Origin of the sequence: Vibrio sp. 1562, from assembly GCF_033340155.1 — a bacterium.
In the GTDB taxonomy this organism is placed as follows: Bacteria; Pseudomonadota; Gammaproteobacteria; order Enterobacterales; family Vibrionaceae; genus Vibrio; species Vibrio alginolyticus.
Window position 1 is genome coordinate 1 of sequence record NZ_JAWOVY010000223.1, and the last position, 804, is coordinate 804.

Annotated in this window: 1 protein-coding gene; it reads right to left on the bottom strand. The window is 48.4% G+C overall.

Annotation, left to right across the window (positions count from 1 at the left end; genetic code table 11):
* Window positions 1-726: SDR family oxidoreductase (locus R7Z49_RS24290; RefSeq protein WP_318112265.1), on the bottom strand; the 726-nt coding region annotated here is incomplete at its 3' end.
* Window positions 727-804: the final 78 nt, after the last annotated feature.

Genomic DNA, 804 nt, shown 5'->3' on the forward strand with positions numbered 1-804 from the left:
GCGGCCAGTGAAGTAATCACTCTCAAGAATGTATTTGACGGCATGAGCGATTTCACTCGCTTCCCCCATTCTCCCTCCCGGAATCATCTTTTCTAGACGTTCGATCGCCTCTGGTTTCATTTGATCAGCCATCGCCGTATGTACAACCCCCGGCGCAATCGCAGCGGCTCGAATGCCATACCTAGCAAGCTCGCGTGCCCACGTTGTTGCCATGGTAGCGACCGCCGCTTTGGAGGCGGAATAGTTGGTTTGACCAATATTCCCGGCTCTCGCAACGCTGGAGATATTGATGATGACCCCTTGTGAGCCACTTTCAATCATTTTTACAGCAGCCTCACGCCCACACAGAAATGTTCCCGTGACATTGACATTCATGACGAGATTAAACTGCTCCAACGACATTTTGCTGATAACACCATCTTTGGCTTTTACAAGTAAACCATCTCGCAGCACTCCCGCATTGTTGATGAGTCCATTAAGCTGACCGAAATCTTGAAGAATGGCGTCAAATGTCGCTTCCACATCCGATTCATTTGTCACATCAACCGGATAAGTGAACACTTTCGCACTTAACATCTGACATTGTGATTGTGTCTCTCGTAAACCGGCTTCATTCACATCGAGCAAAGCCAAATCAGCTCCGGATTGAGCGAGGGTAATCGCAATCATTTGGCCCAGCCCCTGCCCTGCACCTGTAATCGCAATAACGCTATTTTTTATGTCCATATTTGCTCTCCCAAACTTGTCGATGCTCAGACACGAAATATCGAAACTGGGAGCTTATTGCTCCCAGCACAATGGTCA